The organism is Chitinophaga sp. XS-30, assembly GCF_008086345.1.
In the GTDB taxonomy this organism is placed as follows: Bacteria; Bacteroidota; Bacteroidia; order Chitinophagales; family Chitinophagaceae; genus Chitinophaga.
In genome coordinates this window covers 4,353,882-4,380,433 of the sequence record NZ_CP043006.1, presented here as the reverse complement: position 1 = coordinate 4,380,433, position 26,552 = coordinate 4,353,882, and the positions used below count along the sequence as shown (strand labels likewise).

The 26,552-nt window shown below is 52.6% G+C and carries 25 protein-coding genes, 1 other RNA gene and 1 riboswitch; of the genes, 16 read left to right on the top strand and 10 right to left on the bottom strand.

Annotated features, from left to right (window positions below; all coding sequences use genetic code 11):
* Positions 1 to 99: 99 nt before the first annotated feature.
* The 3 genes from FW415_RS17790 to FW415_RS17780 form a co-directional block, all read right to left on the bottom strand.
* Positions 100 to 555 carry a ubiquinol-cytochrome c reductase iron-sulfur subunit gene (locus tag FW415_RS17790; RefSeq protein ID WP_148387772.1) on the bottom strand — a complete coding sequence of 152 codons (456 nt, stop codon included), beginning with the start codon at positions 553 to 555 and terminating at the stop codon, positions 100 to 102.
* Between the two features lie 136 nt (positions 556 to 691).
* Entirely contained in the window at positions 692 to 1,471 is a 780-nt protein-coding gene (locus FW415_RS17785; protein WP_148387770.1) for a helical backbone metal receptor, read from the bottom strand.
* A 2-nt stretch (positions 1,472 to 1,473) separates the two neighbouring features.
* Positions 1,474 to 2,832, bottom strand: coding sequence for a pyridoxal-phosphate dependent enzyme (locus tag FW415_RS17780; protein ID WP_148387767.1), 1,359 nt, complete (start codon positions 2,830 to 2,832; stop codon positions 1,474 to 1,476).
* A 63-nt stretch (positions 2,833 to 2,895) separates the two neighbouring features.
* Here FW415_RS17780 and bioD point away from each other — a divergent pair, with 63 nt between their 5' ends.
* The 13 genes from bioD to FW415_RS17720 all read left to right on the top strand — a co-directional run bounded on the left by bioD (position 2,896) and on the right by FW415_RS17720 (position 14,899).
* The gene (gene bioD, locus FW415_RS17775) at positions 2,896 to 3,537 is read left to right on the top strand and encodes a dethiobiotin synthase (protein ID WP_148387765.1); all 642 of its coding nucleotides are present in this window, start codon (positions 2,896 to 2,898) and stop codon (positions 3,535 to 3,537) included.
* On the top strand, positions 3,537 to 4,109 hold the full coding sequence (locus FW415_RS17770; protein ID WP_168208869.1) for a 5-formyltetrahydrofolate cyclo-ligase: 573 nt from the start codon (positions 3,537 to 3,539) through the stop codon (positions 4,107 to 4,109). Before bioD ends, FW415_RS17770 begins: the two co-directional genes overlap by 1 nt.
* Before the next feature lie 126 nt (positions 4,110 to 4,235).
* Positions 4,236 to 5,309, top strand: coding sequence for a tetraacyldisaccharide 4'-kinase (gene lpxK, locus FW415_RS17765; RefSeq protein WP_148387761.1), 1,074 nt, complete (start codon positions 4,236 to 4,238; stop codon positions 5,307 to 5,309).
* Between the two features lie 37 nt (positions 5,310 to 5,346).
* The gene (gene rnr, locus FW415_RS17760) at positions 5,347 to 7,419 is read left to right on the top strand and encodes a ribonuclease R (protein ID WP_148387759.1); all 2,073 of its coding nucleotides are present in this window, start codon (positions 5,347 to 5,349) and stop codon (positions 7,417 to 7,419) included.
* Between the two features lie 13 nt (positions 7,420 to 7,432).
* Positions 7,433 to 8,404, top strand: a complete 972-nt coding sequence (locus tag FW415_RS17755; RefSeq protein WP_148387756.1) for a polyprenyl synthetase family protein — start codon at positions 7,433 to 7,435, stop codon at positions 8,402 to 8,404.
* 81 nt (positions 8,405 to 8,485) lie between these two features.
* Positions 8,486 to 8,554, top strand: a riboswitch (Fluoride riboswitch).
* 38 nt (positions 8,555 to 8,592) lie between these two features.
* Positions 8,593 to 9,948: a voltage-gated chloride channel family protein gene (locus FW415_RS17750; protein ID WP_148387754.1), complete on the top strand. Its 1,356-nt coding sequence runs from the start codon at positions 8,593 to 8,595 to the stop codon at positions 9,946 to 9,948.
* A gap of 61 nt (positions 9,949 to 10,009) precedes the next feature.
* Positions 10,010 to 11,647, top strand: coding sequence for an amino acid permease (locus tag FW415_RS17745; RefSeq protein WP_148387752.1), 1,638 nt, complete (start codon positions 10,010 to 10,012; stop codon positions 11,645 to 11,647).
* A gap of 107 nt (positions 11,648 to 11,754) precedes the next feature.
* Positions 11,755 to 12,216: a hypothetical protein gene (locus tag FW415_RS17740; RefSeq protein WP_148387749.1), complete on the top strand. Its 462-nt coding sequence runs from the start codon at positions 11,755 to 11,757 to the stop codon at positions 12,214 to 12,216.
* Between the two features lie 22 nt (positions 12,217 to 12,238).
* Positions 12,239 to 12,394, top strand: coding sequence for a hypothetical protein (locus FW415_RS25040; protein ID WP_168208868.1), 156 nt, complete (start codon positions 12,239 to 12,241; stop codon positions 12,392 to 12,394).
* A 112-nt stretch (positions 12,395 to 12,506) separates the two neighbouring features.
* Positions 12,507 to 12,956: a DoxX family protein gene (locus tag FW415_RS17735; RefSeq protein WP_148387748.1), complete on the top strand. Its 450-nt coding sequence runs from the start codon at positions 12,507 to 12,509 to the stop codon at positions 12,954 to 12,956.
* Between the two features lie 27 nt (positions 12,957 to 12,983).
* The gene (locus FW415_RS17730; RefSeq protein ID WP_148387745.1) at positions 12,984 to 14,000 is read left to right on the top strand and encodes a Smr/MutS family protein; all 1,017 of its coding nucleotides are present in this window, start codon (positions 12,984 to 12,986) and stop codon (positions 13,998 to 14,000) included.
* Between the two features lie 23 nt (positions 14,001 to 14,023).
* Positions 14,024 to 14,392: RNase P RNA component class A (gene rnpB, locus FW415_RS17725), an RNA gene on the top strand.
* A gap of 45 nt (positions 14,393 to 14,437) precedes the next feature.
* Positions 14,438 to 14,899 carry a DUF4870 domain-containing protein gene (locus FW415_RS17720; RefSeq protein WP_148387743.1) on the top strand — a complete coding sequence of 154 codons (462 nt, stop codon included), beginning with the start codon at positions 14,438 to 14,440 and terminating at the stop codon, positions 14,897 to 14,899.
* 104 nt (positions 14,900 to 15,003) lie between these two features.
* On the opposite strand, the gene FW415_RS17715 is transcribed toward FW415_RS17720, so the two are convergent.
* Positions 15,004 to 16,635 carry a S8 family peptidase gene (locus tag FW415_RS17715; RefSeq protein ID WP_210420725.1) on the bottom strand — a complete coding sequence of 544 codons (1,632 nt, stop codon included), beginning with the start codon at positions 16,633 to 16,635 and terminating at the stop codon, positions 15,004 to 15,006.
* 429 nt (positions 16,636 to 17,064) lie between these two features.
* Between FW415_RS17715 and FW415_RS17710 the strand changes: the two genes are divergently transcribed.
* The gene (locus tag FW415_RS17710; protein ID WP_148387739.1) at positions 17,065 to 17,622 is read left to right on the top strand and encodes a histidine phosphatase family protein; all 558 of its coding nucleotides are present in this window, start codon (positions 17,065 to 17,067) and stop codon (positions 17,620 to 17,622) included.
* Between the two features lie 99 nt (positions 17,623 to 17,721).
* On the opposite strand, the gene FW415_RS17705 is transcribed toward FW415_RS17710, so the two are convergent.
* Positions 17,722 to 19,248, bottom strand: coding sequence for an aldehyde dehydrogenase family protein (locus FW415_RS17705; protein ID WP_148387736.1), 1,527 nt, complete (start codon positions 19,246 to 19,248; stop codon positions 17,722 to 17,724).
* 53 nt (positions 19,249 to 19,301) lie between these two features.
* Between FW415_RS17705 and FW415_RS17700 the strand changes: the two genes are divergently transcribed.
* Positions 19,302 to 19,871, top strand: coding sequence for a YeeE/YedE family protein (locus tag FW415_RS17700; protein ID WP_148387734.1), 570 nt, complete (start codon positions 19,302 to 19,304; stop codon positions 19,869 to 19,871).
* The gene (locus FW415_RS17695; RefSeq protein WP_246858790.1) at positions 19,868 to 20,278 is read left to right on the top strand and encodes a DUF6691 family protein; all 411 of its coding nucleotides are present in this window, start codon (positions 19,868 to 19,870) and stop codon (positions 20,276 to 20,278) included. The genes FW415_RS17700 and FW415_RS17695 overlap by 4 nt, the downstream gene beginning before the upstream one ends.
* Before the next feature lie 16 nt (positions 20,279 to 20,294).
* On the opposite strand, the gene FW415_RS17690 is transcribed toward FW415_RS17695, so the two are convergent.
* From FW415_RS17690 to FW415_RS17670, 5 genes are all read right to left on the bottom strand, one after another.
* Entirely contained in the window at positions 20,295 to 21,188 is an 894-nt protein-coding gene (locus FW415_RS17690; RefSeq protein WP_148387729.1) for a DUF1338 domain-containing protein, read from the bottom strand.
* 210 nt (positions 21,189 to 21,398) lie between these two features.
* Positions 21,399 to 22,217, bottom strand: coding sequence for a 3-methyl-2-oxobutanoate hydroxymethyltransferase (panB, locus tag FW415_RS17685; protein WP_148387727.1), 819 nt, complete (start codon positions 22,215 to 22,217; stop codon positions 21,399 to 21,401).
* A 115-nt stretch (positions 22,218 to 22,332) separates the two neighbouring features.
* Positions 22,333 to 23,220: an exopolyphosphatase gene (locus tag FW415_RS17680; protein WP_148387725.1), complete on the bottom strand. Its 888-nt coding sequence runs from the start codon at positions 23,218 to 23,220 to the stop codon at positions 22,333 to 22,335.
* A 57-nt stretch (positions 23,221 to 23,277) separates the two neighbouring features.
* Positions 23,278 to 25,428, bottom strand: a complete 2,151-nt coding sequence (gene ppk1, locus FW415_RS17675) for a polyphosphate kinase 1 (RefSeq protein WP_246858789.1) — start codon at positions 25,426 to 25,428, stop codon at positions 23,278 to 23,280.
* Between the two features lie 103 nt (positions 25,429 to 25,531).
* Complete coding sequence (locus tag FW415_RS17670; protein WP_148387723.1) at positions 25,532 to 26,536, bottom strand: lysylphosphatidylglycerol synthase transmembrane domain-containing protein; 1,005 nt, start codon at positions 26,534 to 26,536, stop codon at positions 25,532 to 25,534.
* Positions 26,537 to 26,552 lie beyond the last annotated feature (16 nt).

The following is a 26,552-nucleotide window of genomic DNA, read 5'->3' as shown; positions in this document are numbered from 1 at the left end:
AGATGCATCTTTTTTGAAAAATTTACAGGAATATGGCCTGCAAACGGTTGCTATGGCTAAAAAAGCACTGGTTTTATTTGTTGTTGTTTAATGAGGGATTTATTTCACCGTCAGGGTAGTGCCGCTGATCTCCACCGTATATTTTGTCAATGCACCGGTGGCAGGGCCGTTGCTCACGGTGCCATCCGTATTGAAACGGCTGCCATGCCCGCAGGAACTGCCGCATTCTATCTTTTGTGTTGCGGAGGCGTAGTTGGACAGGGTGCAGCCTTCATGGGTACAAGTACTGGTGAGCGCCGAAAAGGATGCCGGTACATTGCCTGCGGCAAGCCTGATCAATACCACGCCGCTGCTGATAATGTAGTCGCCGATATTCGGGATCTGCGAATTCAGGTTGACGGTAAGCCGGGCCCCACCGGGATTCGGGTTGGGATTCGGGTTTGGATTCGGTGCAGGTTCCGGGGTGTCCCCGCCTTTGCTGCAAGCCGCTATCCCGCCCGCACAGGCAATAACAAGCGTTATGCCCATGTTGGACAAAAAATCTCTTCTTTCCATAAATTGAGTGGTTTGTTTGCAAGTATTACGGAGCGGTATCTTTCGGGGTTGCCTCGTTCCTGCGGCGTAGCGGCAGGAAACCGCGCGGAAGGGGATAACAGCCTGGTGGAAGCGGGCGGCGGCGGGTCCGGGGGAATCAGTGTTGTAACGATACCATCAGTTCCCGGAAATATTCCGGCGCATGCAGCAATCTGCTGCCATACCAGGAGAACATCTCGCCATCCACCAGCCTGATGTCCGCATCCGGCAGATACTCCCGCACTTCTGCGATGTGTTTTTCACAGAAGGGGTAAGGCTCGCTGGACAGCAGTACCAGCCGGCATCCGCTGGCTGCCAGTTGTGCGAGGGAAATAACAGGGTAGCGGGGCATGTCTTCAAATACATTGCGGAAACCGCAGGCATGCATCATTTCATGAATAAAGGTATCCCCGCCCGCTATCATCCATGGGTTCCGCCAGATGAAGTACGCCGCAGGGATAGCCAGAGATGGGGGCTGCAGCCGCGCGAACCCTTCTTTGATGCGGGATGTTATGGACAGGGCTTCGGATGTTTTTTGCAGGATGTTTCCCAGCGAAAGGATCATATTGCAGGCATCTCCCAGGTTCTGGATATCGCTGATCCAGACGGGGAATTTTGCGGCGAGGGCTTCTATCTGCGCTTTTTCATTTTCCTCCTTGTTGGCAATGATGAGATCCGGCTGCAGGGAAATGATCTTTTCGATATTGAGCTGCTTCGTACCACCGATGCGGGTAATGCTCCGGAACCAGCTTTCAGGATGCACACAGAATTTGGTGATGCCCGTTACGCTGACGCCCAGGTCATACAGCAGCTCGGTCTGCGACGGCACTACGGATACAATGCGCCGGGGAGGAGAGGGGATCTCCACGCTTCTGCCTAATTGATCTGTAAATAACATGGTCAGCTTCCCAATGCCTGGATGATGTCGTATTTCGTGACGATATGCGCATTGCCGCTTTCATCCTGTGTGAGCACGGCACCGTTTTCCTTGTTGATGTACATGGTGAGCTTCTCGATGGGCGTATCCATGGACACGAGGGGAAAGGTTTTATGCATCACCGCTTTAACGGGCGCTTCTTTCAGCTCCGGCTGATCGATCAGTTTGCTGAACAGGCCGCCTTCGGAAATAGCGCCGATGTATTCACCATTGGCGGTTACGGGCAGGTGCTCTATATCGAATTTCTTCATTTTGGCGATGGCGCCGCTGACGGTCTCTTCCGGTGCAATGGTGACCAGCGGAAGGTTACGGCGGCTGTTCACAATGTCTTTCACCGTTTTCACATCCAGGAACCCGCGTTCCATCATCCACTGATCATTATATACTTTTCCCACATAACGGCTGCCGTGATCGTGGAAGACCACTACCACCACGTCCTCCGGTTTGAGCCGGCTCTTCAGCTGCTGCAGTCCCGCTATGGCCGAACCGGCAGAGTATCCCACGAAGATGCCTTCTTCCTTGGCGATGCGCCTGGCCATAACGGCCCCATCCTTATCGGTCACTTTTTCAAAGTGATCTATCACGCTCATGTCGTAATTCTGCGGTACGAAATCTTCCCCGATGCCTTCCGTGATATAAGGATATACTTCATTCATATCCAGCTCACCTGTTTCATGAAATTTTTTCAGCAGGGAGCCATAGCTGTCTATTGCCCATACCTGGATGGCGGGATTCTTTTCTTTCAGGTATCTGCCGGTGCCGGTGATGGTGCCGCCGGTGCCGGTAGCTACAACGAGATGGGTGACCTTTCCGTCTGTCTGTTCCCATATTTCCGGGCCGGTCTGCTCATAATGGGCATCGCGGTTGGCGAGGTTATCATATTGATTGACGTAAAATGAATTCGGTACCTCCTTGCTCAGCCTGCGGGATACGGAGTAGTACGACTTCGGATCTTCCGGCAGCACATTCGTAGGGCATACGATCACTTCGGCGCCAACAGCTTTCAGGATGTCCACTTTTTCTTTCGACTGTTTGTCTGTTGTGGTGAAGATGCATTTATATCCTTTGATCACGGCGGCCAGCGCCAGTCCCATACCGGTATTGCCTGATGTGCCTTCGATGATGGTGCCGCCGGGTTTCAGCAGTCCCTGTTTTTCCGCTTCTTCCACCATTTTGATGGCCATACGGTCTTTGATCGAATTGCCGGGGTTGAAGAATTCCACTTTGGCGAGTACGGTGCACGGCAGTTCCGCCGTTACCCGGTGCAGTTTCACGAGCGGCGTGTGCCCGATCGTTTCCAGTATATTTTCGCAATACTTCATAATCTTGATGCTTGGGTAACGAAATTAAGGTAATTGGTTGAATGATGGTTTATATTTGCTTCTATGAATAACATCTTCATCACCGGTATCGGCACAGGCGTGGGGAAAACGATCGCTTCAGCCTGTGTTACGGAAGCATTGGGCGCTAATTACTGGAAGCCCGTACAGGCAGGCCTGCAGGATGCAACGGATACGCAGACCGTGCGCTCGCTGCTCAGTGACGGCAGTCATGTCAGGGATGAACTGTACCGGCTCCGCATGCCGGCATCCCCGCATCTGGCCGCTGCCAGGGAAGGGATCACTTTGCAGGAAGACAAGATCGTACAGCGGGCGAAAGAACTGCAGCAGCCTGATGTTCCGCTGGTCATAGAAGGTGCCGGTGGCCTCATGGTGCCGCTCGGCAAAAAGGTGTTCATGATCGATCTGATCAGGGCGCTGGAAGCCAGGGTGATCATCGTTGCGCAAAACTATCTCGGCAGCATCAACCATTGCCTGCTGACGGCCATGGCCCTGAAGCAGGCCGCAGTTCCGGTGGTTGGCTGGATCTTCAGCGGAGACCATCATACGAATGAAGATGATATCGTGTCCTGGAGCCAGTATCCCCGCATCGCGCGCATTCCGCGCGTGCGCAGGGTGACCCGCGAATTTGTTACCATGCAGGCGGAATTGTTGCAGCCTGCTTTATTGCAATGCCTGTCTGCCTGATGGTCACTAAAAAGGATATACGAAAAGCCTATCTTGCCAAACGGCAGTCCCTTCCGGAAGAAACGGCAGCTGAGCTGAATGCCGCCCTGCTGGAGCAATGCCGGCAACTGCCGCTGGAGGATGTAAATGTAGCGCATCTCTTCCTGCCCATTATGGCAAAAAAAGAAATCGATACATGGCCGCTGGCGGACTGGCTGAGGGAAAGATACCCGGGCATGCAACTGGTATTGTCCCGTTCCTACCTGGCCACGGGCAATATGCAGCACTATCTTTGGGAAGCCGGTACCAGCCTGGTGCACAACTCCCTCGGCATTCCGGAGCCGGAGAGCGGCAGACTGGTAGCACCGGAGGAAATAGACCTGGTATTCGTACCGATGCTGGCCTTCGATGAACAGGGCCACCGTGTGGGATATGGCAAAGGCATGTATGACACCTTCCTCCGGCAATGCCGGGCCAATGTCAGGAAAATAGGGTTATGCCTGTTCCCGCCGCTGCCGGCCATTGAGGATGTGTATGCCGGAGATGTGCCGCTGGATATGGTGGTTACGCCACAGCGGACCTGGTATTTCTGAGGGCTCCCGTCATATGCCGGCAGTTCATTACAGCAAAATGCCGGCAGCCAGGTAATGCGGACAGGCGGCCGCAGGCCTTGCAGCAGCATGTCAACATCAACATTCATCATTTAAAATATCAAGCCTGTGTGGCGTTATCTGAATTATCTTTTATATCCTTTTTCCCTGTTATACGGACTGGTATTATGGATACGCAACCGTTTATACGATAACGGTATGCTCACAGCCGTGGAATTTGATCTGCCGGTGATCGCCGTAGGCAATCTTTCCGTTGGCGGGACCGGCAAAACCCCTCATGTGGAATACCTGATACGCCTGCTGAAAGCGGCATACCGCGTGGCTACGCTAAGCCGCGGGTATAACCGGCGTACCCGGGGTTTCCTGCTGGCGAAGGCGGACAGCACTTCGGCAGACATCGGGGATGAGCCTATGCAGTTCCACCAGAAGTTCCCGGACATCACGGTATGTGTTGGCGAAGAAAGGATGCTGGCCGTGCCCCAGTTGCTGGGCGACCGCCCGGAAACACAGGTCATTCTCCTGGATGATGCATTTCAGCACCGTTCCATCAAACCCGGCCTCAACCTGATGGTGACGGACTACAGCCGCCTTTTTACACGGGACCATGTGGTGCCTTTCGGGCGTTTGCGGGAAGGCAGGAATGGATATTACCGGGCGGACGGCATCATTGTATCCAAATGCCCGCCGGAGCTATCCACACAGGAGCAGGAGGCCATTTACCGGGAGATAGCGCCCTATCCCCACCAGCGCCTGTTCTTTACCTGCCTGCAGTACGGTCAGCCTTACGGCATGCTGCAACCGGATATGGCCCCGCCGCCCCCGGGCGCAAGCATCCTGGTCGTATGCGGGATCGCCCGGCCGGAACCTTTGGTACATCATTTGCTGCAACACTACGCAAATGTTCACCTGCTTTCCTTCCCGGACCATTACTATTATACACAGCAAGACCTGGACAAGATCAAAATGGAGCTGGACCATATGGACGGCGGGGCAAAACATATCATTACCACCGAAAAGGACGCCGTTCGCCTCCATCTGCTGAAAGACAGCATTGCAGCCATGCAGCTGCCCATTGCCGTTATGCCGGTAGAAGTGCGGTTCCTCTTTGATGGAGCAGATTCATTTAATAGTTATATTTTTGATTACGTTGCAGATGCCATGTTAGCGGCTGAGAATGAATAAGCTGAACAAATGTGCGCCGCCACCCAAAAAACAAACCATGACAAAAAAGAAGAAACCCAAAAAAGACAGCAGCCAGAAAAAGACCTACAAAGGCATCGTGGACATCACCCGTTCGGGTATGGCATATGTAGCCGTGGAAGGTCTGGCCAGCGATATCATCGTCAAGCAGAAAAACCTCAATACCGCCCTGGATGGCGACGAGGTGCTGGTGAATGTGATCCCGCCCGCCCGCCGGACCGCGCGTATGGAGGGATTTGTAGCCGATGTGCTGAAGAGAAGAAAAACCGAATTTACCGGCACCATACAACTGAACAAGAACTTCGCTTTCCTCGTGCCGGAGAAAGGCGCCTTCGTGCCTGATATCTACATCCCGGAAAATTCATTGAAAGAGGCGAAAGATGGCGACAAGGCCGTAGTGAAGATCGTGGCATGGGGGGAAAAGTCCCGCAAGCCCGTCGGCGAGATCGTGGAAATACTGGACGCTACGGATACGAATGACCTGGCGATGAAGGAGATCCTCATCGAAAGCGGCTTCCCGCTCCATTTCCCCGAAGATGTGATGACGGAACTGGCCGCCATCAAAGAGAAGATCACCGCTGCGGAGATCAAAAAACGGAAAGACTTCCGCAAGATACTCACCTTTACGATAGACCCCGTTGACGCCAAGGACTTCGATGATGCGCTCTCCATCCGTAAACTGAAGAACGGTTTATATGAAGTAGGGGTGCACATCGCCGATGTAAGCCACTACGTATTGCCGGCTACGGCGCTGGACAAGGAAGCGGAGAAACGCGCCACATCCGTGTATTTGCCGGACCGCGTGCTGCCCATGCTGCCGGAGAAGATCTCCAACGAGCTTTGCTCGCTAAGGCCGCATGAGGACAAGCTCACCTTCTCCGCCGTTTTCCAGATGAATGAACAGGCGGAAGTGAAGCAATTCTGGCTGGGCCGGACCGTTATCCATTCCGCACATCGTTTTACCTACGAAGAAGTGCAGGAAGTGATAGAAGCGGGAGAGGGACCGTATGACCAGGAAGTGTTGCTGCTCAACAAAATGGCGCAGACCATGCGCAGCAAACGTTTCAGTGAAGGAGCCATCAATTTTTCCTCGCAGGAAGTGCGCTTTCAGCTGGATGCCAGCGGGAAGCCCATTGGGGTAACCATCAAGGAAAGCAAGGAAGCGCACCAGTTGATCGAAGAGTTTATGCTGCTGGCTAACCGCACGGTAGCGGAATATGCATCGAAGCAGCGGGTGAACAAACAGCCGGTGCCATTCCCTTACCGCGTGCATAATACACCGGATGAGGAAAAGATGCATGTGTTCGCCGTGTTCGCCAACAAGTTCGGGTATAAATTCGATGTGAACACACCGGAATCCATCGCGCGGTCATTCAATACCATGTTGCAGCTGGTGCAGGGCAAACCCGAGCAGCATGTACTGGAAACACTGGGCATCCGTACGATGGCCAAAGCGGTGTACACCACGGAGAATATCGGTCACTACGGCCTGGGATTCATGCATTACAGCCATTTCACTTCACCCATCCGGCGTTATCCCGATGTGCTGGTGCACCGCATACTAGCCCAATGCCTGGCCGATGAAGTGAAGATCGACAAGCTGCTGGAAAACCGCTGCAAGCATTCTTCGGACATGGAGCGCAAGGCCATGGAAGCGGAACGTGCGGGCAACAAATACAAACAGGTGGAATACATGCAGCAGTTCCTCGGTGAGGAATTTGAAGGCGTGGTCAGCGGTGTGGCGCATTTCGGCTTCTGGGTGGAAACCGTGGACGCCAAATGTGAAGGGCTGGTGAGCCTGCACAACCTTGCCGAAGATTTTATACATTCGGAATCGGAATACGCATTGATCGGTCAGCAGACAGGAAAAAAATACCGTATAGGCGACAAGGTGATGATCCGCGTGGTAGCCGCTAACCTCGCCAAACGCCAGCTGGATTACGACCTTGTGGACGGCGGCGCGGCAGATGGTTCCGTACCCCGGCGCGCATCGGCGGCAAGGCCATCCAAACCTGCCTCCCGCACAGGCACAAGATCCCGCGGCTCCGCACCGGAGCACAGGGGGAAACCCAAAACCAGGAAAAAGAAGTAACAAAATATCCGTCATGCATTCATTTAAAGCGCTATCAGAGAAATTCGAACAACAGTTTGGCAAAAGACAATTCCCGGATTTTCCCGCGAACCTCTACGATCCCGCCCAGTACATCCTGGGGATCGGCGGTAAAAGGATAAGACCGGTGTTGACATTGCTGGGAAATGAATTGTTTGACGAAATACATCCGGATGCTTACCATGCCGCCAATGCGGTGGAACTGTTCCATAATTTCACGCTTATTCATGATGATATTATGGACAAGGCGCCTCTCCGCCGGGGCAACCCTACCGTACACACCAAATACAGCGATTCCGCCGCCATCCTGGCCGGAGATGTGATGCTGATCCACTGCTACGACTACCTCAACAAGATACAGCTGCGTCTCCAGCATAAGATCACGGCCGTTTTCAATAAAGCGGCCCGGGAGGTCTGCGAAGGCCAGCAACTGGATATGGACCTGGAACAGATGTCGCCGGAACAGGTGAATTATGCGGATTATGTAAATATGATCGCGCTGAAAACATCGGTGCTGCTGGCCGGCAGCCTGCAAATGGGCGCTATCATCGGCGGCGGCAGTGAAGGGAACCAGGGGCATCTTTATGAATTCGGCAAGAACGTGGGCATTGCCTTCCAGATACAGGACGACTATCTCGATGCGTTCGGAGATCCTGAAAAATTCGGGAAACAACAGGGGGGCGATATCCTCATCAACAAAAAGACCTTCCTGCTGCTCAAAGCCCTGGAGCTGTGCACTCCCGCGCAGAAGAAACATCTGCACGAGTTGATGGAACGCAACCCGGAAAACAAGATCGCTGAAGTGCTGCAGGTCTTCCACGATTGCAAAGTAGATACCTGGGCGGAGAAGGAAAAAGAACGTTTCTGCAACGCCGCTTTCGAACACCTGGATGATATTGCCGTACTGTCAAAACGCAAGGAGCCCTTGCGTGAACTGGCGGATTATCTGCTCACAAGGCAGCATTGACCGTAAACCGCCGGGCGGATGAAGGATCGCTCTGCCCGGCGCTATGAAAAACTGGAAAAAAGACTATTTTTGTGCGACATATGAATTACAGGAAATGGTGTCTTCCTGTCACAACCGCTCCTGAACAGAGCTGATGGCGCCTACAAAGTATTAATAACGTATATTAATATCTATCCCGATTTGTAGGTATGAACAGGCTCAAGAACTCCTTTGAACAATTTTTTATTGCGTCCCACTTGCTGAAATGGACCCTGCTGGTGCTACCCGTAGCCATTACCGCCGGTTCACTGGTGGCGCTTTTTCTCTGGCTGCTGGATGAAGCCATCAACCTGCGGTTCGTTCATCCCTGGCTGCTATACTTTCTGCCGCTGGCCGGTATCTTTATTTACCTGTTGTACCGGTACACCGGCAAGAATTCCGAAGGGGGCAACAACCTCATCATGGACGAGATCCATCAGCCAGGCGGAGGCATTCCGGTACGGATGGCCCCTTTGGTGCTGTTCACGACGGTGATCACCCATTTGTTCGGCGGATCCGCAGGCCGGGAAGGTACGGCTGTACAGATAGGAGGCAGCATGGCGCAATTCTTTGCGAAGAAGCTGAAACTGGCGCCGGAAGATGTGAAGCTGCTGCTGATGACCGGGATTGCCGCGGGTTTCGGTGCCGTCTTCGGCACACCGGTGACGGGCGCCATTTTTGCCCTGGAGGTGATAGCACTTGGCCGCATCCGGCATAATGCATTGTTGCCCTGCCTCATGGCCAGCGTACTGGCGGATATTACCTGTTCCGCCTGGGGGGCGCACCATACGCACTACCAGATCGGCAAACTCCTGGAAGGAGAGATGTTGTTCTCTTTTCTGCATTTCGATCTGTTGCTGCTGCTGAAAGTGGTTATCGCCGGTGTATGCTTCGGACTGGCCAGCTATATGTTTGCCGAGCTTTCCCATACCATCAAGGATTACAGCAATAAGTGGATAAAGGTGAAATGGATGGTCCCGGCTACCGGGGGCCTCATCGTCATCGCACTGACCTGGCTTACCGGCACGCAGGATTACCTCAGCCTGGGCGTCTCCAATCCTGATCCCGCTGCAGTGTCTATCCTTTCCTCCTTCCGGGAAGGCGGAGCCGGAACATTCAGCTGGTTCTGGAAACTTCTGTTCACGGCCGTTACACTAGGCATGGGATTCAAAGGCGGAGAGGTCACCCCGCTTTTCTTCATTGGCGCTGCGCTCGGCAATACCCTGGCAGTGCTGGGTGGCGCCCCGGTGGACCTGATGGCAGGCCTGGGCTTTATTGCCGTATTTGCCGGCGCTACCAATACCCCTATCGCCTGTACTATCATGGGTGTGGAATTGTTCGGCGCAGACAATCTCCTCTATTATGCGATCGCCTGTTTTACCGCGTATTATTTCAGCGGGCATTCCGGCATCTACAGCGCGCAACGTATTGCCGTGCCGAAAGCGGACCGGCCGGGGGCGGAACCTGATACCACTTTGCGGGAAACAAGAGCGGCGCGCATCAGGAAATTCCGGTTTAAACGGTAAGTCTTCGCCCCATTCCCCGATATCTTGTAAATTAGCGTACTTATTGACCTAAAATCAACGAATGTCTAACTCGCTTTTCAGGAAAAAATCCCTGACCAACATCCTGCAGGAGGCCAAAACCCGTGATGCTGATGCACATGGCAGCTCCGGATTAAAAAAGGTCCTGAATGTACGTGATCTTACATTGATGGGCGTAGCCGCCGTGATCGGCGCCGGCATCTTCTCCACCATCGGGCAGGCAGCCTATAACGGCGGTCCCGGCGTGATCTTTCTCTTTTTGCTCACCGCGGTTACCTGCGGGTTCACCGCCCTGTGTTATGCTGAATTTGCTTCCCGTGTGCCCGTTGCCGGCAGCGCTTATACCTATTCGTATGTGACCTTTGGCGAACTGGCCGCATGGATCATCGGATGGGCGCTTATCCTCGAATATTCCATCGGCAATATCGTAGTGGCCATTTCCTGGAGCAGTTATTTCAATAATGTGCTGGAAGGCATGAACATTCATCTGCCGGCATGGCTGACAACGGACTACCAGACGGCGAAAGCGCAGTTCAGCGCGGGAGCGGACGTTACCGCCTGGTCAACCGCCCCTCTGCTCGGCAACTGGCGCGTGATCATGAACATCCCGGCATTCCTGATCGTGGTGCTCGTCACCATTGTAGCCTATATCGGCATCCGCGAAAGCAAACGCAGCGCCAATGCCATGGTGGGATTAAAGATCATTGTGCTGCTGGTGGTGATCGCCATCGGTGTGTTCTATATCAATACGGATAACTGGACGCCCTTTATGCCCAATAAATTCGAAGGGGTGCTGAAAGGCGTATCGGCGGTGTTCTTCGCTTACATCGGCTTTGACGCCATTTCCACCACCGCAGAGGAAAGCGCTAACCCGCAACGGGATATGCCGCGCGCCATGATCTATTCCCTCATCATCTGTACGATCATATATGTGGTGATCACCCTCGTGATCACCGGTATGGTGCATTACTCGGAATTCAACCATGTATCCGATCCGCTGGCTTATGTATTCGAGATGCTGAATATGGAAGAGATCGGTTACGTGATCTCCATCAGCGCCGTTGTGGCCGCTACCAGTGTGATCCTGGTGTTCCAGATCGGGCAGCCCCGCATCTGGATGAGTATGAGCCGGGATGGCCTGCTGCCGAAGCGTTTCGCCAAAGTGCACCCTAAATACCAGACCCCGGGTTTCTCCACCATTGTTACCGGTTTCATTGTAGCGATCCCTTCGCTGTTCGTGGAAAGCGGTATTGTGACCGATCTGACCAGCATCGGTACCCTCTTTGCATTTGTGCTGGTATGCGGCGGCGTGTTATTGCTGCCGCCGGTGGACAAAAGCACGAAGCGGTTCAATCTGCCTTATATCAACGGGCGCTTCATCATTCCGGTACTGTTTATCGTATTCTGTTATTTCTTCCGGGAGAAAGTTGATTTCCGAAAATTCGATCATGAGCATATCCTGTTCAATATTTTTCTGGTGCTCGGCGCTTTCATTGCGGTGATGACCTTTATCAAACGTTATTCGCTGATACCCGTACTGGGGATGTTGTGTTGCCTGTACCTGATGATAGAGATCCCCGTGAAAAGCTGGCTGGTATTTTTCTGCTGGATGGGCGGAGGGTTGATCGTGTATTTCCTGTATGGGTATTGGAAGAGCAAGCTGGCTCCGCAGCGATCGTAGTATTTCAATTATTTTATAAAAATAAACAGCGCCGTCCGGAAATTTCCGGACGGTTTTTTTAAAATTTTCTGTTTGAAATAATTATCTAAATTGCAGCTAACCAAAAAATGAATACATTGAACGTTAGCCCGTACAAAATTCAGGCGAAAGGCCTGACCAAATACGAGTTTGAAAGCATTGGCGCCAAAGGAGCCATTAAAAAGGGAGTGGAAATATTTCCGCTGGAAGTCCCGGGCATATATAACTTCGCGTTTGGAGACCTGCTGCCAGATGGCACGATAGACGATGAAGCGGAAACGAATAACGGCGATATGCCGCGTGTGTTTTCTACCGTTATTGAAGTCATGGAAAAATTTCTGCATGCACATCCGAATGCATCGCTATTTTTTTCGGGCAGCTCTCCGCAGCGAACGAATGTTTATCAGCTAATCCTGAAAAGGTATCATGAACGGTTTTCCTTCAGCTTCCAGATCATTGCTTTTCAGACTGTAAATAACGAACCGCTGGAATCAATATTTGATCCGGAAGCTGAAGGAAATTTTTTAGGTTTTCTGGTAAAAAGAAAATAATTTTGATTAAAATTTAGGTACGATGAAACTGTTTAAAAATCGAACTTCAAAATTGAAAGAAGCTTATCCGGTTACTGTACGTACAGAATTCAGAGAAACTTCTTTTCCGGAAAAAGTAGCCCGGGCCAATAAGTTACTTAAAGAAATGGGCTACACTAACAAGCCATCGCTTCACTGACCTGACTTAAAAAATGCAAATGATATTAAAGGGAATGCCGGATCCGGTATTCCCTTTCTTTTTTCGTACCTTACAGGTAGTACAGTTCTTTGATCATTTTAAAACTTATGTTATGAACCTCCTGCAACGCATTGACCGTTGGGGTGAAACGCATCATCCCAAATGGATAGACGGGCTGAGAATGCTACTCGGGCTGATCCTGATGTGGAAAGGCATACAGTTTGTACAAAATATCGACCTCCTGAAGGTGCGCATCACAGAACAGCCTTTCCTGACCGCATTGTCTTTCTGGCTGGCGCATATCATCGTGTTCGCACACAGCCTGGGTGGTCTGCTCATTGCCATCGGCCTGCTGACCCGTGTGGCCATCATCGCCAATATTCCCATTCTCCTCGGCGCCGTATTCTTTATCAATTCCCCCACGCAGCTGTTCTCCGTGCATTCGGAGCTGGCGTTGTCCATTCTCGTGCTTTTCCTCTTGCTGTTCTTTCTCGTGGAAGGCAGCGGAAAGCTGTCGGTCGACGAATATATGCGCCGTCACCCGGAGAAAACGCCGGGATAAGCCAGCCATGTTGTATTTTTGCCTGTTATGAAGTATCAAACAGGCGACAGGATCCTGCTGCTGCATTCCAAAGAGGAAGGCACGGTAGTGGATATCATCAATGACAACATGGTGATGGTGGAGATCAATGGTACCAGCTTCCCGGTGTATCTGGACCAGATAGACTTTCCCTATTTTCACCGTTTCTCGCAGAAAAAGACCCCGATCCCGGCCAAAAGAACGCCCGGAGAGGAAATACGCAGGGAGAAGCCAGCACCCGTAAATAAGCCCGAAAAAGGCATGTTTCTCAGTATGCTGCCGGTATTTGAGTTCGACGGGATGGATGATGTGGTATCTACCCTGAAATTTCATCTCCTTAATGAGACCCGCAGCAGTTACAGCTATCATTTTGAGATATGGCTGAACAATTCCCTTTTCCTGGAGCTGAAGCAGGAAGTGCATCCATTTCAGCATACTTACCTGGCGGACCTGCAGTTCGACCAGCTGAATGACAATCCCCGCTTTGAGTTCACGTTCGTGCCGCAGGAGGCGGACCTGAAACTGGCCGCGTCCTATCATAAAACGTGGAAGATAAAGGCCAGACAGTTGTTCCAGCAACTGGGTGAATTGCAGCAGAAACAAAAAGCCACGATCGATTATACCTTATTCGACAAATACCCCCTGCGCGAGGAAAAGGATGCTTACGGCTTCAGTCCGCAGGACCTGAAGAAACTTTCCGCCCTCACATCCCATCTTTCCGTCAAGGAGACCACGCCCGTAACCGCCAAGTATGAAATAGACCTGCATATTGAGAAACTGACGGACGACTGGAAGGGACTGAGCAACCTGGAGATGCTTGGCATACAGCTCAATGAGTTCCAGCATTATCTCGATCTGGCGATAGCCCAGCACCAGCCCGGCATGATCGTGATCCATGGCGTAGGCTCCGGGAAACTGCGTGATGAAGTGCACGAGATACTGAAAACGGTGCCGGAGGTGAAGTACTTTGTGAACCAGTACCACCCGTTCTATGGTTATGGGGCCACGGAGATATTTTTTAAGTAACTTTGCCCTCTGGTAAAACCACCCGGTACAGCTGTGCTATCGGCTTTCCGGCAACGGAAGGCAGGAAAGTCCGGACAGCACAGGGCAACGCACCACCTAACGGGTGGGTGCCCCGTTACGGCGGGGTAACAGACAGTGCCACAGAAAATAACCGCCCGCTTCGGCGGGTAAGGGTGAAAATGTGGGGTAAGCGCCCACGGCTGTGCCAGGCAACTGGTATGGCGGGTAAACCTTGCGTGCTGAAATGCCATGTAAACGGTCGTTCGAGGGCGGCCCGTCCGATGACCGAGGGTAGGCAGATACAGGCGTTCAGTGATGGGCGTCGCAGATAAATGATAGCAGTTCCGGTGCAAACCGGGATACAGAATCCGGCTTATAAGCTGTGCCGGGTGGTTTTACCTTTTTACCCCGAATCCTCACCCTAAATACCATACCTGATGGACAAGGAACAATTTGAGCAATTTCAGCAGCAGCAACAAATGAAAGATGACCGCACCTGGGGAGCACTGGTGCACCTTGGCGGCATCATCGGCCAGGTACTGATCTCCATGGTCGGCAATATCATCGGCGCACTGGTCATCTGGCTGATCCGGCGTAACGAATCCCCTTTTATGGAGAAAGAAGGGAAAGAAGCCCTGAATTTCCAGATCACGGTCAGCATCATACAAGTGGCCATTGCCATCATTAACGGCATCCAATGGGGCTTCTGGTCTTTCGGCCGGATGTTCAGCGGGCCGGACTTTTTTGATGTTCCCAATGTGGGCTACAGGGTGTTTTCACTGCTTGGCCTGATGCAGCTCGTATGGCTGCTGAATGTGATCTTTTCCATCATTGCGGCGGTCAGTGCGAATAAAGGTACGCATTACCGGTACCCGGTGAATCTGCGGCTGATAAAATGATCCGGCAGCGCTGCGGGCGGCGAGCCATCCTTATAGACAATAAAAAAAACAGGTTGTATCAGCTATGAATACAACCTGTTTTTTTATGCTGCTGTGCATATTGACTAGTCTCTCGCCGCAGGAGCCAACCGGGCTTTTCTCCGGTTTTCCCTGGCGTTTTCGCCTCTCGTTTTTGCGGCGAGCTTCAGCGCTTCATACACATTCACCATACCGCCGGAAGTAGATAGCTCCGAAAAATCGATCGTTTCATCTTTCGCACCGGGTTTGTTCACCAGGTTTTCCGGCAGGGGAGAAGCGGTTTTTTCAATGATCTCCTTCAGCTGGCGCGCACTCAGGTCCGGGTAATAGGAGAGTATGAGCGCCGCTGCACCGGCTACTACCGGAGAAGCCATACTGGTGCCGCTGGCATTGTTGTATTTATTGCCGCCGGGGATGGTGGAGTAGATCTGCACACCCGGCGCGAATACATCCACTTCCTTTTTACCATAGTTGGAAAAACCGGCTATTTTGCTGCCGGTGCGGCCATTGCCGAGCGCGCCTACGGTGATCAGGTTATTGGCTTCCCTGCCATCGTTATAAGTATCTTTCGGGAAGTTTTCCACTTCGTCATTGTTCGCGCCGTCGTTACCGGCCGCATGCACCAGCAGCACGCCTTTTTCCTCTGCATAACGGATAGCGTCGTCTACCCACTCTTTTTGCGGAGAGAAGCCTTTGCCGAAGCTCATGTTGATGATCTGCGCACCATTGTCTACCGCATAACGGATACCAAGGGCCACGTCTTTATCCCGCTCGTCACCTTCCGGCACTACTTTTACGGTCATAATGCGCACATTATCCGCCACACCGTCGATACCCAGTTCATTACCGCGTGCGGCGGCGATGATACCGGAAACGTGCGTGCCGTGTGTGGCGAACTGACCCATTACATCGGCATTGCCATAATATTTGTCGTTGATATCATTCAGGTTGTCGCCAACGATGGTGGCGCGTTTGTCCTTCGGTTCCTGCCCGGAGAAATCGGCCTTGCGTTTCAGGTCCTTGATGTATTCGGCCAGGTCGGTTTTCAGGGCCTGGTAGGTCATGCCTTCTTCGCCGGTGCTGTTGAGGAGGCGCAGGGCAAAGCTTTTGGCCAGCATCACGTCCTGGTCATTGCTGCGGATGGTGTCCAGCTGCTTCAGGCTGAAATCGGTCGTTTTCAGGTATTCGGAGAGGATGGCTTCGCATTGCAGGAGGTTTTCCTGCACCTTGAGCATCATTTTGTAGTTGGATTTGTTCTGGGATGATGGGCGTTCGATGCGGTCCTTCAGGCGGTTCCAGTACGCAAGCTCCTTGCTGTCCGGCGCGAGGGCGGAATCCGGGTCCACATACTTTTTCTTCATGCGGAAATATTCGCGGGTAGCCTCATCGGAATCTTCTTTCACGCTGCTGCCATCCTTGGCGCCGAGGAAGTTCCAGCCGTACACATCATCCACATATCCATTTCCGTCATCATCAATGTTATTGCCCGGGATTTCGCGGGGATTATGCCAAAGCACGGGTTTCAGGTCCTCATGCGTGGTATCGATCCCTGAATCCAGTACCGCAACGATCACCGTCTGGCTTTTTTTGCCTTTCAACAGCTCGCGGTATGCTTTTTCCACACCAATCCCGTAAACACTGTCCGTATCATAACTCAGCAATTGCCAGTTCTTCGGAACAGGGGCTCTTTGTTGGCCAAAACTTTGTGCAGACGTCAAGATTAGTACACATGCAACAACTGCCAGCTCTCTGCAGATGAATCTCATTTTTGTATAATTTTCCTATAGATTACAATTCAGATACCACAATTGGTTAAAAATATGATAAATGCGTTATAACAGGCGTTTTGATGTGGTGAGCGGCGTAGCACGGTGACCATTGGTCTGGCTGCACTAGAAAAAATGGCGGCCCTTACTTGTCCAGCTCCGCAGCTTCAGCCTCTTCCTGCACCATTTGTCATAAACTCCCGATGGCATGCTGATTATCCCGTACTTTTAACTGACCCGTCAACCAGTCTCCTGATCGAGCCCATCAACCAATCTCCGGGAAAAAGGGGCAAAGTTCCGTTTAAAATCGTTATCCGCCCAGCCTTTAACATAAGTTTCACGATCTGACCATTCTATTTTTTCACATATTAAATTTCCGCCATGTCTAGAATTCTTTTATTCCTGCTGCTCATGTGGAGCACAGCGGATGGGTTGCCATCCACAGTCGTACAAAAGCCTGCGGGCCTTGTTCCGCGGGAGAGTTCCGCCACCACATTCTTTTTTATTCACTGCGCCGAAACCGCAGGGGAAGCGCTTAGTCCCACCGGCCGGGAGCAGGCGCTTGCGCTGCAGGCATTTCTTGCCGATACGGAAGTAGCTGCGGTGTATGTTCCGTATCGCCATTGCCTGATAGAAACGGTGCAACCCCTTGCCAGCGCCCAGGGCCGCAAGGTGGAGTATTTCCGGGATGCTACCGTTGAAGCGCCGGATGTCATGAAACACATCCTGGATGTTATGATGGAAAAACACAAGGGAAAGGCCGTAGTGATCTGTGCGCCGGCAGAGAGCATAAAGATCATGGCAGGCATGCTGGGTATCCGCGAAAAGGCGCTCCGGAAGGGGAATGGCACCTTTAATGAAGTGTTGCTCGTGAACGTCTGGTGGATCGGGGAGGCAGTAGCACAAAAGTTGAATATGAATTTCCAAAAAAAAGTGTAATATTTATACCAGAGAGTGCCATTGGCACTCTCTCATAAGCATGGTTTCCGTTTAACGAAAAAGCGGGGTTCTCCAACCCCGCTAATTCTCCTGCAACTGTTACAGGTCAAACTTTATTCCCTGTGCTAATGGCAATTTTGTCGTGTAATTGATGGTGTTCGTCTGCCTTCGCATATACGCTTTCCATGCATCAGAGCCGCTTTCACGACCGCCTCCCGTTTCCTTTTCTCCGCCGAAAGCACCGCCGATCTCCGCACCGGACGTACCGATATTCACATTGGCAATACCGCAGTCGGAGCCGTTTGCGGAAAGGAATTGCTCTGCTTCCCGCAGGTTCAGCGTCATGATAGCGGAGGAAAGCCCCTGTGGTACACCGTTCTGCAGCGCAATCGCTTCTTCCAGCGTGTTATATTTCATCAGGTAGAGGATGGGTGCAAATGTTTCGTGCTGTACGATGCTGTAGCTGTTCTCCACCTCTGCTATCGCGGGTTTCACGTAGCAGCCGGATTCATAACCTTTGCCTTCCAGCACACCGCCTTCTACCACGAAGGTGCCGCCTTCGGCCTTGCATTTTTCGATAGATTCCAGGTAAGCCTGTACGGCGTGTTTATCGATCAACGGCCCCACATGGTTTTGTTCGTCCAGCGGATCACCGATGCGCAGCTGGCCGTACGCTTTCACCAGCCTTTCTTTGAAGGCATCATACACACTGTCGTGGATAATGAGGCGGCGGGTGGAGGTGCAGCGCTGCCCGGCAGTGCCTACGGCGCCGAATACGCAGCCGATAAGGCTCATATCCAGGTCCGCTTCCCGGGAAATAATGATGGCGTTGTTGCCGCCGAGTTCCAGTAAAGACCTGCCCAGGCGCGCTCCTACGGCAGCGCCTACGCTCTTGCCCATACGGGTGGAGCCGGTGGCGGAAACCAGCGGGATGCGGGTATCTTCTGCCAGCCAGGCCCCGGCTTCGCGTTCCCCGATGATGAGGTTGCTCACACCTTCGGGCACGCCGTTCGCTTCAAATACCTTTGCAGTGATATGCTGGCAGGCAATAGCCGTAAGCGGTGTTTTTTCAGAGGGCTTCCAGATGCAGACGTTGCCGCATACCCAGGCCAGCATAGCGTTCCAGCTCCATACGGCTACCGGGAAGTTAAAAGCGGAGATGATGCCGGTGATACCCAGGGGGTGCCACTGCTCATACATCCGGTGGCCGGGCCTTTCCGAGTGCATGGTGAGCCCGTGCAGCTGCCGGCTGAGCCCAACGGCAAAATCGCAGATGTCGATCATCTCCTGTACTTCGCCATATCCTTCCTGCAGGCTTTTGCCCATTTCGTAAGATACGAGTTTGCCCAGCGCTTCCTTGTTGGCGCGGAGCGCGTCGCCTACCTGGCGCACAACTTCCCCCCGGTGCGGCGCCGGCCACTGGCGCCAGGCCAGGAAAGCTTCACCGGCCTTGCTCACTACGGCATTATAATCGGCCCGGCTGGCGGTGCGCACAGCGGCAATGTCCTTCCCGTCCACCGGGGAAGAGGATACGATCTGGTTCCCGCCGCCGGACAGCCATTGTGTGCCGGTGGATGCTCCGCTGTTAACGGCGTTGATGTTGAACTGTTTCAGGATGTTTTGCATAGCTGTTTTATTTGTCAATTACCGGGCCATGCCGATAATTAGTAAATTTAAAGATGAATTTCCTCCACCAACCCTGGCCCTGGTATGTCGCAGGGCCGTTGATCGGGCTTTCGGTGCCGCTGTTGCTGATCATTGGCAACAAGGCCCTGGGCATATCGTCCTCTCTCCGGCATATCTGCGCGGCCTGTTTCCCCGGCAAAATTCCTTTTTTTCAGTATGACTGGAAAAAAGAAAGCTGGAATTTATTTTTTGTGGGCGGCATCTGCCTCGGAGCGGTCATCACCCTGGCCTTTTTTCACAATGGTCAGCCGGTACAGCTGGACCCCTCTACTATCGCAGCACTGAAGGCTGCGGGCGTCAGGGAATTTGATGAACTGATGCCGGGCGATATCTTCAACTGGGGCCGTGTGGCCAGTCCCGCCGGCCTGTTGTTCTTTGTGCTGGGCGGGTTCCTGGTGGGCTTTGGCACCCGTTATGCCGGGGGATGCACCTCGGGCCATTCCATCATGGGGCTGTCCACGCTGCAATGGCCTTCCCTGGTAGCCACCGTCTGTTTTATGGCCGGAGGTTTTATCATGACCAATTTAATTCTACCTCACCTGATGAAATGGCTGCTGTTATGAAAAACCTGAAATACCTCCTGATGGGCGCCCTTTTCGGCATCATCCTCGTTAAATCGGAAGTGATCTCCTGGTTCCGCATACAGGAAATGTTCCGCCTGGAATCCTTTCATATGTACGGCGTGATCGGCAGTGCGGTGCTGACGGGTGCGCTGGGCGTACTGCTGATCCGGAAACTGCATCTCCGCACGCTTGGCGGCGATCCCATTGTGATCCCGAAAAAGGTATTCACCAAAGGCAATATTTTCGGCGGACTGATATTCGGATTGGGCTGGGCGATTACAGGCGCCTGCCCCGGGCCGCTGTTCGCACAGGTAGGCAGCGGGTTCACGGTGGTGATCATTACCCTTTTCAGCGCCATTGCCGGCACCTGGGCGTATGGATGGCTGAAGGACAAGCTGCCGCACTAGCGTCAAAAGCGCGGACCTATTGCTTCCCTGTCTGCGCCGAGTAGGTGCTTTCAAATATCTTGTCGGCATTGTTCGCTTCAAATCCTTCCCGCCGGTGCGCCCTTTTGATCTCCGAAGCGGGGAGATGCGCAAACTGCGGCAATACCCTGCGTTCCGCAAACTCCACATATGATCCGGCGATCCTGTCTGTTTCGTTATTGGCGAAAGCGGCCGGTATCATGCGGGCTATGGTGCTGCTCTGGAGCAGGCCGTTATCCGGACTGGTCTTGATCTTCCCTCCGGCATCATTGAGGCGGAAGCCCTTTTTCTCCAGGAAGGCATTGAAGTCCGCAATGGTATTATATCCCGGTGGGAGATTATGGACGCTTACAGTGAAGTGGTTGAGGTAATACCGGTTGTAGATCACCCAGGCGGCATATTCGCTTTCGGCGGCCAGCGTCCGGTAGTCCTGCAGCGTGGGGGTGCGCCAGAGCGCGCTGTGCAGGAAAATATCCACCGCTTCGCCGTTGTTCAGGTCCAGACCGTCCACGGGGTCCTGTTTTACTTCGGCGGTATAACTGCGGATGATCTGTTGCGCGGTTTCGCTCAGGTCTTTTACACGCAGTTCGCTGATGAAGATGCGTGGGTAAGATTCCGAGGGAGGCGCATACCAGTAAGCATCCAGTTTCTTTTCCGGGAAGTTGTAATACTCCCGTTTCGTATAGCCGTAATGCAGGAATATCTTTTCGAGGGACGAAATGCCCAGATGCTCCACGCCAAGTGTGCGGAAGGCGATATGGTCGTTCTCTATATCCTGTGCCTTGCCGATAATGCCTTCTGCTATCATGGCATCTATAATGGCGCCCACATCGGGTACGCGTTCCCTGTAACGGCTCATGAGGCCATCCAATACTGTTTCCAGTGCTGTCATGTTGCTTTTTTGATGGTTTGGAGATGTGATGCGAATATGGTTGGCGGACAGAGGACCATCATGGCACATGCGAGCAGGTGCTGCGCAGGAAAGAGAGGAGTGAAAGCTGTATGTTCAACAATGCGTTCATTACAGCGAATATAAGGTTTTTCGAAAAGTGAAACGGGAGTTTAACGCATTGAATTTTGTTAAAACTCCCGCTCAGCGGTATCAATATTGTTCCTGGTCGTTAGGGAAATCCCGTCTTTTGACATCGTGGATGTACTGCTGGGTGGCCTTGTAGATATCATCGTAGAGGTTCAGGTACCTGCGGAGGAAGCGGGGCTTGAATTCCTTGTTGATGCCGAGCATGTCGTGCATGACCAGCACCTGTCCGTCCACATACTTGCCCGCGCCGATGCCGATGGTGGGAATGGTCAGTTGTTCCGCTACCTGTTTGGCCAGGAGGGCGGGTATTTTTTCGAGCACGATAGCGAATGCGCCTGCTTCCTGCAGCAGTTTGGCGTCTGCCAGCAGTTTCTGCGCTTCCACATCTTCTGTGGCGCGTACGGCGTAGGTGCCGAATTTGTAAATGGACTGGGGGGTGAGGCCCAGGTGGCCCATTACCGGTACGCCTGCGGAAATGATCCGTTTCACGGATTCGATGACCTCTTCACCGCCTTCTATCTTGATGCCGTGTGCGCCGGTTTCCTTCATGATGCGGATGGTGGAGCTGAGGGCTTCCTTGGAGTTCCCCTGATAGGAGCCGAAGGGAAGGTCTACCACTACAAAACTGCGGCGGATGGCGCGTACAACGGACGCGGCGTGATAGATCATCTGGTCCAGCGTAATGGGCAGCGTGGTTTCGTGGCCGGCCATGACGTTGGAGGCGGAGTCGCCCACAAGCAGGATATCCACCCCGGCATCATCCAGTATCCTGGCCATGGAAAAATCATAGGCGGTGAGCATGGATATCCGTTCACCGTCGGTTTTCATCTTTTGCAGGATGTGTGTGGTAATGCGCTTGATCTCTTTATTAACAGCAGACATTATCGGAAATTGAAAAGTAAGGAATTGAAATAAAGGGTAAAAGTAAAGGATTAAGTGATAATCTGCTGCGGTTTGCCGTTTTTTACACGGGCGGTAATTGGCCGCAGGCCGGACTTCAGCTTTTGATCTCCTTGTAGAGGGAGCGGACGAGGCCGTCTGCCAGGCCGATCTTCGGAACATAGATCTCTTCAATATCCGTCCAGCGCATGACATTTACATATATCTGGAGCGCGGGAACGATCACATCCGCCCGGTCTTCCCGGAGGTGGTAGAGATGAATGCGTTCTTCCACAGTGAAGCTGCTGAACTCTTTATAATAGTCTTTCAGCAGATCGAAGGAGAGGGGTTTTCCTTCTTTTCTTTTGGAGAGGGAGAATATTTTGTTGATGTTGCCGCCGGAGCCGATGGCGATGACCTGTTGCGACCCCGAGGTGCGCAGCTGCTGTTTCAGGAAGTCTTTCATCTGCTGCCAGTGCTGCTCGGTTACCATCCCCTGCAGCAGCCGGATAGTGCCGATGTTGAAGGATTCCTTGAATACGAGCCGGTTGCCGCTGAACAGGGTCAGTTCCGTGCTGCCGCCGCCAACATCTATATATAAATAACTTCTGGTTTTGTCAAGGTTCTCCGCCACATGGTTCTCGTAGATGTAGGAGGCTTCTTCCTGTCCGGTGATGACCTGTATGTCGATGCCGGTTTCCTGTTTCACTTTTTCCAGTATCTGAAGCCCGTTGCTGGCATCGCGCATAGCGGAGGTGGCTGCGGCTTTGAGGTATTTTACTTCATATACATCCAGCAGCAGTTTATATGCTTTGATGGTGTTCATAAGGCTTTCGGCGCGTTTTTCGGAAATGCTGCCGCCGGAAAACACGTCCATGCCTAAACGCAATGGTACACGTACCAGGTTCACCTTCGTGAAATCCATTTCCCCGTTGGATTTGGGAGATGCGTCAGATATTAACAAACGTGCGGCGTTGGAACCGATGTCTATTGCTGCCAGCTTCATAACTCAAATACGGATTGTGTATGATTTGTTACGGAAAATGACCAATCCGTAATGAGGTCAAAGGTATGTTTTTTCGTGAAGGTATTTATATATTTCCACCTGCGCCCGGCTCTTCCTGCCGCTGGAATGCTTGTATGCATTCTGCTGCTCATTGTCCAGCACCCGCACTTTTACGTTGCTGTTCAGCTGTATATTGAGTATCTCTATCAGTTCCTGTTTGATGGAGGGCGTTTCAATGGACACGGCCGCTTCCACGCGATGGTCCAGATTGCGCACCATCCAGTCGGAAGACGCGATATAGACCTTTTCGTGGCCGTTATTATGGAAAATGAACACTCTGGCATGCTCCAGGTATTCATCTACAATACTGATCGCTTCAATATCCTTTTTCCATTTTTTATTTTCCGTATAGGCGCAGCAGATGCCGCGTATGACCAGCTTTACTTCCACGCCGGCCCTCGCCGCGTCGTACAGTTTGCCGATCAGTTCTTCATCGGACAGCGAGTTCATTTTCAGGATGATGGAGGCGGGTTTTTTATGGCTGGCATGGCGTATCTCGCGGTCTATCATCTTCAGAAAATGTTTGCGCATGTTGAAAGGGCTTACCACAAGGGTTTTGCAGGCATGCAGCAGTTTTTCGTCGTGACGACTGTTCTCGAGGTAGGAAAAGATGCGGTTGATATCCGCCATAATATTGCGGTTGGTGGTCAGCAGGCAATGATCGCCGTAAATGCGGGCTGTTCTTTCATTGAGGTTGCCGGTGCTGACGAAACCGTATTGCACGGTAGTGTTGCCGAGGCGCTTTTTGATCACACAGAGCTTGGCATGTACTTTCATGCCGGGGATGCCGTAGAGCACTTTAACGCCTTCTTCTTCCAGTCTTTCCTTCCATTTCAGATTGGCTTCCTCGTCGAAACGGGCACGGAGCTCCAGCACTACCACCACCTGTTTGCCGTTGCGCACGGCATTGACCAGGGCGTTGATGATGCGGCTGTTCTTTGCCAGCCGGTATGCGGTGATCTTGATGGTGGTCACGTTCGGGTCCATGGCCGCTTCACGGAGCAGGTCGATGATGGTATCGAAAGCGTGGTAGGGGAAGTGCAGCATCACATCCTGCTGGGCAACGACCTGCATGACACTGGGGGCGTTCTGGAAAAGCGGATGGATAAAGGTTTTACGGCGGGTGCGTTCGCGGGTGAACACCTGTTCCGGGAAATTGATAAAGTCTTTGAAGTTGTGGATCCGGCCGCCGGGGATCAGGTTATCCTTTTTTGACAACCCCATGCGGCGCATGAGGTATTCGAGCAGCAGGGCATCGATCTGCTGATCGTAAATAAAGCGTACAGGCTTGCCTTTGCGGCGGGCCTTCAGGCCTTTTTCGATCTGGTGAATGAGGCTGGTGGCAACATCATTGTCAATATCCAGCTCAGCATCCCGCGTTACCTTGATGATATGAGCGGAAAACTTGTCGTATCCGAAATAGGAGAAGATATGCGGCAGGTTGAAGCGGATCACATCTTCCAGCAGAATGATGGCATGCTCATGCTCCTTCGAAGGCAGGATAATGAAGCGGGGCAGGGTGGAAGTGGGTATCTCTATCAGCGCAAACTTCTGGCGGATGGAATTGTCCGCCCGTGCGAGCACTACCGCCAGGTAGATCGACTTGTCCCGCAGATAGGGCATTTGCGGAATGCTTTCGATCATCAGGGGGATGATATTGGTGCGCACTTCCTCATTGAAATAGCCGGTCACGAATTTTTGCTGATCGCGGTTCAGTTGCTTTTCGGTGAGGAGGTGTATCTTTTCCCGTTTCAGTTCGTCTTCTATTTCTTTCCAGATGCGGTTGAACTCCTGCTGCTGGCTGATCACGGTATTCTGAATGTCTTCCAGTATCTGGTCTGCATTCTCCTCCAGGTGCATTCTGACGGTGCGGCCCACGCTGCTCATGCGTTTGAGGGTAGCTACCCGTACCCGGAAGAATTCATCGAGATTATTGGAGAAGATGCCGAGGAAGCGGATCCTTTCGAGCAGGGGAACGGTCGTATCCGCTGCTTCCTGTAATACGCGGGCGTTGAAGGACAGCCAGCTGATGTCGCGAACTATGGTCTTTCTCTTTTTTATCGTGGGTTGCTGTTTGGTCACTCTTTTCACCGGAGCTTTTTTTTCTTTCACCGGCTTTATAGCGAGGGCATTCTGGTCCATAGTCATATCACATGATTTAACATGTATCCCTGTTGGCATAGGGATACGATCACAAAAGTTAGAAAAAAGCGTGCGCCGGGCTAATTGCCTGTGTTAACTTAATATTAAATTACGACTTTTTGTTGTGAATAGGCAGCCAGATGAAGGAGAGGAGGCCCAGGATGCAGATCAGCAGCGTTTGTGCGCCCCATATGATCCAGCCGAAGGCAACGCCGGTGGTTTCGGGGATATTATAAAGGAGCAGGGTCTTCTGAATGAGGAAGGGGTACACGCCGATGCCGCCGGGGCTAACGATCATGGCTACACTGCCGAGCACCAGCACCGTCAGCGCCGCGGTAAAACCCAGTTCGCGGGTGGCGGGGAGGCAGAGGAAGCCCACATATAACATGGCCAGGTACTGGAACCAGATGCAGACGGTGTGGAAAATGAACCATCCCAGGTTCCGGCGATCCATTTTGCCGATGGAGGAAAAGCCGTCCCACACCCCTCTCATCAGGGCCCTGACCTTGATAGCAGCTTTTGAAGCGGCAAATCTTTTGAACAGGAAGATGATGATGCCGATGACGGCGGCGGCGATGGCCAGTATGATCAGCCATTGCCCGGCATCCGCGTTGGCGAGCTTGGTTTGCAGGGAGGGCCAGACCTCTGTGGAGAGGTAACCGGTCACCAGGTCCAGCTGCAACACCAGGCAAAGCAGGAATACCAGCATAAGGCAAACGAGATCGAGCGCCCGTTCCGCGATCATGGTGCCGATCAGCTTGTCCGCCGGTATCTTTTCGTAATTGGCGAGCACGCCGCAGCGGGCGATCTCACCCAGGCGCGGTACGCCCATATTCACGAGATAACCTACCATGACGGCAAAGAAGGTGTTCAGGGTACCGGGCCGGTGCCCCTGGGTAGCAATGAGTATTTTCCAGCGGAGGGCCCGGGAAAGGTGGCTGCCGATGCCGATAATGAAAGCGGGGACCACCAGCCAGTAATTGCCGCTCAGGAAAGCACGTTTCACATCCTGGAACTGTTCGGGCGTCATGTCTTTGACGGCAAGCCAGATCATGAAAAGGCCAATGCTCAGAAAAGCCAGGAATTTGAGAATGTTTTTGAGCGCTTTTGGCATGAGCGGTAATGGCTGG